The following is a 7,764-nucleotide window of genomic DNA, read 5'->3' as shown; positions in this document are numbered from 1 at the left end:
CAACGAGTACCTCGAACGGCAGCTCGCGGCGTGAACTAACCGCAAATAAGCTGTCCGGAATCGGCAGGGCACATCAACATCGTTGCGATCGCCCAGGACTTCGAGACGGGCGCGGGGCACGAACACGTCATCGGGCGACTCTCGGAGCACGTCCGGGAGATCACGCCTGATCGCTCGGCGGACGAGTGGACGGCCGTAGCCCGCTGGGTACTGAACGGCCTGCTCAACGCCCAGAATATCGAGCGGGGATTCACATCGTCCTACGGCGTGACCGATCAGGCGGGCCGCCACGTGAGGCGGCTCTTCCGTTTCCGGCTGCTGGAGGAGCAGCGGGATGAGCGCGGCGGACTCGTACTCAGGGCGTCCAACGAAGCGCTCAACGTGCTGGTCGGCGCGCTCGACACGGACGTTGAGTCAGCGCAGATCGCCGCCGAGGTGCGGCTTCAGAATCTGATCAGGCGAGGAAGGCTTGAGGACGCGAAGCTCGTCGCGGAGCAGGCACGAATCCGAACGGTCCAACTCGGCGAGGAGATCCGGGCACGGATTGACGCCACCCGGCGCGACGTGTGGTCAGTGGACTGGATGGAAGCGATGCCCGGGCTCTTGAACGAGGCGCTGGAGCACATCGAGGAGCGTGTCGTCATGGAGCGCGGGATAGCCTCGCAGATCACCCGGATGCGGGATGAGGCGGCCGATCCAGGACCCAAGCGCGCGGCTGCCGAACTCGTCGACATCGTCGAGGATTGTATTCGCCGCCACACCGTGTTGCAGCGATGGCTGATCGGCGCTCGCGCGATCTTCCGCGAAGAACAGGACCGTCAGGAGTTCTCCGGACGGCCCGAGGGCCTCGGCATCGACCTCTACGGAGGCCTGCTCAAGCCACTGATGGGACTTGCCATCACCGAGGCTGCCGAACCCGTCGCGCAGTTCTTTACCGCCTCCAACGGTCCCGAAGCCGCCGCCCCTGTTCATTTGGCGACGCTCGTGCCCCTGCTGCTCAATCCCCCGCCCGAGCGACTTCGGCATGCCGAGCCCGTACCGGAACCCGAACTCATGGCGCCGATCGAACACGGCGGGTTCTCCGACGAAGAATGGCTTGCTGCGGAGCGGCTGCTCGATCTCCCCGGAAAAGCCCGCAGGCTGTCGGAGATAATGACAGAAGCTGTGGAATCCGATCTTGAGAATCTCCCGGACCTGGTGGCGCTACTGGCCCTACACGCCTTCGCACCAGAAGCGCTCTCAAGCGTTCGCAGAGGGGACCACTCGCTGCGATTGGCCATCCCAACGGGCATGCCTCTCGACATTCCCGATTTCGGAGGCGACGACCTACTGGTCACCTCGGCGCTCATCGAACGGAACAACGAAAGGATAGGCGAGCGGTGAACCCTGAGTTCGATGACGAGGACGACATCGAGGCCGCGGGCCGGCTCGTCGCCTACGGCTTCCGTCCCAGGCTCCGCCCGCACCGCGACGTGGACTACACGACGCTCATCCGGCGCTACGACGAGGATCCGGAGTTCGAGCGGATCGTCCACCGCTACGCGTCGGGATTGAAGCTCCGCGTCATCGGTATCACCAGCAGCGCCGGCACCGTCCTGGCGCCGCTTCCGGGCTCGTTTTTCGAAACGAAGCTCGAACCCTACGCTCGGCTGTTCCGCCAGGCCCAGCACCGGGAGACCGAACGAGTCCTCCACGGCATCGTCCACCTCGCGGCGGCGGCGCTGGGCTTTCCGAAGCCTGCCGATCTTGCCGACGACAAACACGTTGGGCGGGTCTCGGTCAGAGAGATCGACCGCGTCATCCAGGACGTTTGCAAGGAACTGGACGCACGGGCGGCCGCGGTCGGCGGGAATGGTGATCCGCCGCAGAACGAGCCGGAACTAGAGCGGGTCTGGCGACTGTACGCCCGTCGACCGGAGGCCACGGAGACACGGGACGACCGCGTCTCGCCTCACACCAACGAGGCGCTCATCCTCAGGGTCGTGAGATATCTCGTCGAAGAAGGCATGCTCACGGCATACAACGACGAAGCCGAGGAGGCCGATCGGGTCTTTCGGACGACCAGCCGGTACCAACTCCAGGTCCGTGAGCTCGCGGCTCTCCGGCTGTTCGAGGAACTGACCGGAATCATGAACGGTCCGCCCATGTCGACGGGCGGGCTCGTCCGCCGACCTGATTCTGCGACGCTCCCTGGAGAAGAGTGAGATGTACGAGCTCTCCCGCATCTACCTTCGTTCCGTCGGTCCATCCGGGGCACGGTATGAGAACGTCCTGCTGGACTTCAGCAAGGCGGGCCGTCCGGTCACGGGCTATCAGGAGGACCTGTTCGCGAGTGTGTCGGAGGTACTTCGACCATCGCCGGCCAGCGTCGTCTTCCTTGAGAACGGCGGCGGTAAGTCCGTCTTGCTGAAGCTCGTGTTCTCGGTTCTGCTTCCAGGCCAACGCAACATCGTCGGGGGCGCGGACGGAAGCTCCTTGGGCGACTTCGTCGGCCCGAGGGACGTGGCCCATGTGGTCCTGGAGTGGACGCACTCGGTCACCGGACGTTTGCTTATCACTGGGAAGACCATGGCCTGGAAGGGACAGGCAGTCTCAGCAGCCGCCGACAACTTCCTCGAACAGTGGTACTGCTTCTTCCCCAGCGAGAAGCTCGGCCTCGACAACCTCCCGGTGGTCGAAGAGGGCCGCTACCTTGCCTTCCAGGTGTACCGTGTCCAGCTGAACGCGGCGTACGTTGAGGATTCCCACCTCGAACTCTTCTGGCCTAGGACCCACCGCGACTGGACTGAACGCCTAGGAAAGCTCGGCATCGACACGGAGTTGTTCCGCTACCAGAGGCACATGAACGCGGGAGAGGGGGAGGCCGTCCGGGCGTTCACCATGGAGACCGACGAGCGGTTCGTCGATTTCCTTCTGGAGGCTGTCCTCCTTGAGCAGGACCTGGCTCCGCTCGCTGACCTCGTAGCCGAACATGTCGAGAAGCTGGCCAAGCGTGGCGTCGTCCTCCTGGAGCGGGACTTTGTGGAGGGAACGCTGGCACTCCTTGACCCGCTGCGACGTAACGCGGAGCGCGCCGCAATCTCACGCGCCGCTTCGGTTCGGGCTCAAGCCTCACTCAGTGTCTTCGCAGGGAGGATCACCGCCCGCAGAAACCGTGAAATCTCATCGCTGACCGGCCTCGGGGAGCAGGTGAAGGAAGCCGAGAAGTCCGTCCAGGAGGTCACGCTCAGAGCCTCCGCCCTCCAGAACCGTGAGGACGCGCTGCGCCTACAGAAGGCGGTGCTGGCTCTCCAAGCGGTCGAGGAGCGCACGAGTGAGTTGGAGGAGAAGGCGCGCCGGGCCGAGGTTGAGGTCAGGGCGTGGGAGAGTACCAGCAAGGTGCTCTCCCACCTCAAGAACGCCGCCGAGGCCGAGCGGCTCCGCGCACTTGTTCAGGAAAGTGATGATCGGGCGCGTCCTCTCCTTGAAGCCCGAACACTCGCGGCCGTATCTCTCGCGTGTGCGCTCCTCGACCTAGCCCAGAAGGCCGCTGACGCCGCCGCAATCCTCGCCGAGAGTGCCAAAGAGCACCAGAACAGAGAGGCAGTAGCCCGCGAGAAACAGCAGACGGCGATCGGAAATTCCTCCGAGGCAAGGGCGAACGCGTCCACGTTCGCCAACCTGATCTCCAACGTGGAAAAGCGGATTGAACAGGCGGTTAGCGACGGTCTCATCGAAAGGCCCGAGACGCTTTTGGCAACGCTTTCCGCTAATCGGAACAAGCTTGCAGACCTCTCCAAAGAGGTGGTCAGCATCCAAAAGCAGTTCAACGAGCTCATCGATGCCAGGCCTCTTCTCGAAGCCGATCAGCGTGCTGCGGACCACGCGGCAAAGGATGCCGAGCAGCGGTACGACGCGGCGAAGGCCGCTGTCGAGGACGCGCATCGACGACGTATTCTCCTCCAGGCCGAGGACCGTCTTGCCGAACTCCTCCAGACCGAGGACGTACTCCTCGATCAGGACGCTCCGACCCTCGCGAAGTCCCTCGCCGAGGCGATCGCGGACCACACCCGCAAGAGCGTGGCTCTCATGGTCGAAGAGGCACGGGACGAACGCGACCGCCTGGCCCTCACCGAAGGTGATCTGCTCCCGCCGCCGATCGAGGTGGAGGAGGCCTGCGCGGCGCTCGTCAAGGAGGATATTCAAGCCTGGCCGGGATGGAGATACCTCAGCGAGATCCAGAACCGGGACCGGCGGCGCGAACTCATTCGCATCCATCCACATCTGGTGGCCGGAATCCTTTTGAACTCGAAGGATCATATCGATGACGCCCGCCGAATCCTGTCCGACGAGCGATACCAATCAGCCTCGGTCGTAACCGTCGCCACGACCGAGGAACTGGAGCGATCCGGCTCCGGCGTTCCCTCCTTCACACTTCCCTTCAAACCCTCGCTCTACGACGAGGCTGCCGCAGAACTAGAACACGAGCAGATCGAATTTCGGCACCGGGACAGGGCCACAGCCATCGCCGCGCTCACGGATGCCCGAGAGCGGGACTCCGACCTAGTGGGCAGAGTCCGCGACTGGCTGCGGGACTACCCCGAGAGCCGTGTCACCGAGCTCGAAGAGCATCGCAATCGAGCCGCAGAGGAACTCACCGCAGCGACGGCTGCCGTGGCCGGCGTCGAACGGGCCAAGGAGCAGAACGACCGCCTGCTTTCCCAAGCCCGTGCCAAGCAGCAGACTCTCGGAGAGGAGAAGACGAGACTGAACGATCGGGTCCGGGCCCTCAGCACTCTGGCCGAAGAAGCCGACAAGATTCCAGGCTGGAGAAATGACCGGAGGGGGCTGCTCGAAGCCGCCGAGGTTGAGAGTGAGACCGCCGAGCGCCACGGAATCGACGCCCTGAACGAGAACCGGTTGGCCACCGACGCGGTTCGTGAAGCCGACCGACAGCGCCGAGCGAAGCAAGATCTAGATGTGGAACGAGCCGCGTTGCCTGGCGCGGGAGAGGCCAGCAACTCTGACGCGCGACCTTCGGAGTCCGTCCCGGTGCTGCGCGAGCTCTACGCTGCGGCAGCGGAGCAATACCAGCGCATCGGAACAGGTGAGGAACTCATTGAGGAGCTGGCGATCGCGGAGAGGACCGCCGCGGTCACAACCATGGCCTGCGAAGCTCTCAGTTCGGAGATCCGGGAACGTGCTGAGGAGCTCCTAGAGACCCCCGAAGGTGCGAGTGCGGTCGGCCGGACCTCGGCACTCGAACTGGCCGAACGAGCCAAAGCCGCGACCGGCAAGGAGCACCAGGACGCGCTCATCCACCGAGTCGTGTGCCGAAAAGAGGTCCAACAGCTCCGAAAAGCGTGGGAGGACAAGGACGCTGGGCCTATCGAGGAATTTCTCGATCCAATTCCAGCGGACATCGCTGACTGTGATCTGGCAATCCGGCAGACACTCGACGAGTACGCTGCCGCCGCGCGTCTGGTCATCGAACGTAAGAAGGAGCTTGAACTCCAGCAAAGGGAGCTCTCGCGTGCAGAGGAGGCGGCTAAGGACTTCGGAGTCCTGGCCAAGGCGCTCGAGGAGGATCTGGCGGAACCCGCCGAGGCGCCCTATGAGGGCGACTACTCGTCCGCCGCCAACAAGCACACCTTCCTGACTGTCACCCGAAGGTCCGCTAGATCGGCGGCCTCAGAAGATGCCGACCACGTGAAGAAGGCCGGGCGTTCCCTTCACACCTTCACCAGAAGCGACCAGTTCGCCGAGCTGGGCGCCGCCGTCCAGCGTGAGATCAACGCGACGGACGCCGAGGGGCTAGCGGAGAGGGCCGAACCTTGGGAGGAACGGCTCCGTCCCCGGCTCCGCTCTCTAAACGACGATCTTGAGCAGACCGAACGGCATCGCCGGAACATCGTTACTAACCTCAAGGGAGAAACCGACAAGGCGATCGGCATTCTCCGCTCCGCCCAGCGGGTGTCCCGGCTCCCGAGCGGCCTCGGCGACTGGCACAACGAGGAGTTCCTCCGATTCCAGTTCGAACTCCTGGGCAACGAGATCCTCATACAACGTCTCGGCGAGGTTGTCGACGAGGCTGCTGCCGGGAGGTCCTCCGACAGCCGCAAGGTCCAGCGCACCGGTCTTGCCCTGGTTCTCAGGGCCGTTCACGCATCCACGCCTAAGGGGATCAAGGTCTTCGTCCTTAAGCCCGACACGACCCTGCATGCCGAACGCGAACGGGTCTCCCGAGTGAAGAAGGTCTTCTCTGGTGGGCAGCAACTCACCGCCGCGATCCTGCTCTACTGCACGATGGCGGCACTCCGCGCCAACGACCGTGGCCGACGTCTGGAACACCGCGCCGGGCTCTTGTTCCTCGACAATCCAATCGGACGAGCGAACGCCGACTATCTTCTGGATCTCCAGCGGTCCGTCGCGCGAGCCCTGGGAGTCCAGCTCATTTACACGACTGGGCTCTTCGACGATAAGGCCCTCCGCCAGTTCCCCCTGATCATCAGGCTACGCAACGACGCCGACCTCAGGTCCGCCCGCAAATACCTGTCTGTCGACGCGCGTGTCAAGGGGCACCTCGACGCTCTGCCACCTTCCGACGGCACCGGGCAGATCAGCACTGCGAGAATCTACAACCATGGCAGAGACACGGGACAAGCCCCTCCCTCGAAGGGAACGTGAGCTAGCTGCGGGACTCCGCCGGTGGGCCGACGAGCGAGGTCTCGGCAAGGGCTCCAAGACCCGTGTCCCAATTCAGGATGTCTATGACATCTTCCAGAACATCCAGAATCGCAATCCCGACAACGCTTACGAACCGGAGGTGCTGGCCCATCTCCTCCAACGGCTCGAACAGCACCTCATCGTCAGACCGCTGCGGGAACGGGCCCCCGACATGATCCCGCTCCCTGTCGGAGTCTGGCTGCTTCCCAAGGCTCCGCGGCGGGCCACGGTCGTTCCTATGCCGTCCTGGCATCCCGAACTCAGCGACATGGCAGCATCCTGGAGATCGGCCGGCCCGCGCCAAAAGGCCGCCTACGCGGCCATCAACACCTGGCTGAAGAGCACCCCCGATCTCACCCTGTTGCCGCTCCGTGAACGCACTCTGGAGGTCTTCGGCACCTATGGTTCGGACGACGACTTCCCTGTTCCCGAAAAGACACTCGACACCCTCAGAAGCGGCGTTCTCTTCTCCGACACCGCCCGTCTCGACAGGGTGCTCCGTACCTTCCGCCCAGCGGTTCCCCTTCTGACCGAGACCTTCCCCACCGACGACGAGAAGAGTCACTTCCATCGGGTCGGCCACGGCGACCTGCTCCTCGTCATCGAGAATTCCACCACTTGGTGGTCCATCGTTGACACGCTCCCTGCGGATCATCGGCTCGGCTATGTCGCTTGGGGAGTTGGCGCTTCCTTCCGTGCATCGATCCGATCGATCGCCGCCAGGCATCGGATCACCGGAATCCGCTACTTCGGAGATCTTGACCCGAGTGGCCTCACCATCCCCATCAAGGCTTCCCAAACCGCCACCACCGCGGGCCTTCCCCCCGTTCTCCCAGCGACGGCACTGTACGAACTACTCCTCCGAGTCGGTCGTCCCCGCCGCGGCACCGAGCCTCCCGCCGCCCCCAATGCGGCAGCCTCCCTCAGCGCTTGGCTACCACCCAGCCAACGCTCGAACGTGACCGAACTCCTCACCGACGGACGTCGGATCGCCCAGGAATGGGCCAACCACCGCCACCTAACCCACGACACCACGTGGCACCAGGACATCCGCTGAAA

General features: G+C 64.0%; 4 protein-coding genes. All 4 read left to right on the top strand.

Annotated elements, in window-relative coordinates; translation table 11 throughout:
- The first annotated feature begins 267 nt into the window (after positions 1 to 267).
- Genes ABD140_RS35725 through ABD140_RS35710 form a run of 4 tightly spaced genes read left to right on the top strand, consistent with a single transcriptional unit; the run spans position 268 to position 7,762 of the window.
- Complete coding sequence (locus tag ABD140_RS35725; protein WP_344246666.1) at positions 268 to 1,383, top strand: hypothetical protein; 1,116 nt, start codon at positions 268 to 270, stop codon at positions 1,381 to 1,383.
- Entirely contained in the window at positions 1,380 to 2,204 is an 825-nt protein-coding gene (locus tag ABD140_RS35720) for a hypothetical protein (protein ID WP_344246664.1), read from the top strand. The genes ABD140_RS35725 and ABD140_RS35720 overlap by 4 nt, the downstream gene beginning before the upstream one ends.
- A 1-nt stretch (position 2,205) precedes the next feature.
- On the top strand, positions 2,206 to 6,666 hold the full coding sequence (locus ABD140_RS35715; protein WP_344246662.1) for a coiled-coil domain-containing protein: 4,461 nt from the start codon (positions 2,206 to 2,208) through the stop codon (positions 6,664 to 6,666).
- Positions 6,623 to 7,762, top strand: a complete 1,140-nt coding sequence (locus tag ABD140_RS35710) for a hypothetical protein (protein ID WP_344246660.1) — start codon at positions 6,623 to 6,625, stop codon at positions 7,760 to 7,762. Before ABD140_RS35715 ends, ABD140_RS35710 begins: the two co-directional genes overlap by 44 nt.
- The last annotated feature ends 2 nt before the right edge of the window (positions 7,763 to 7,764 follow it).

The sequence above is a fragment of the Actinocorallia libanotica genome (assembly GCF_039525175.1).
GTDB classification, from domain to species: domain Bacteria; phylum Actinomycetota; class Actinomycetes; order Streptosporangiales; family Streptosporangiaceae; genus Actinocorallia; species Actinocorallia libanotica.
This window is presented reverse-complemented; position numbering and strand designations above follow the sequence as displayed.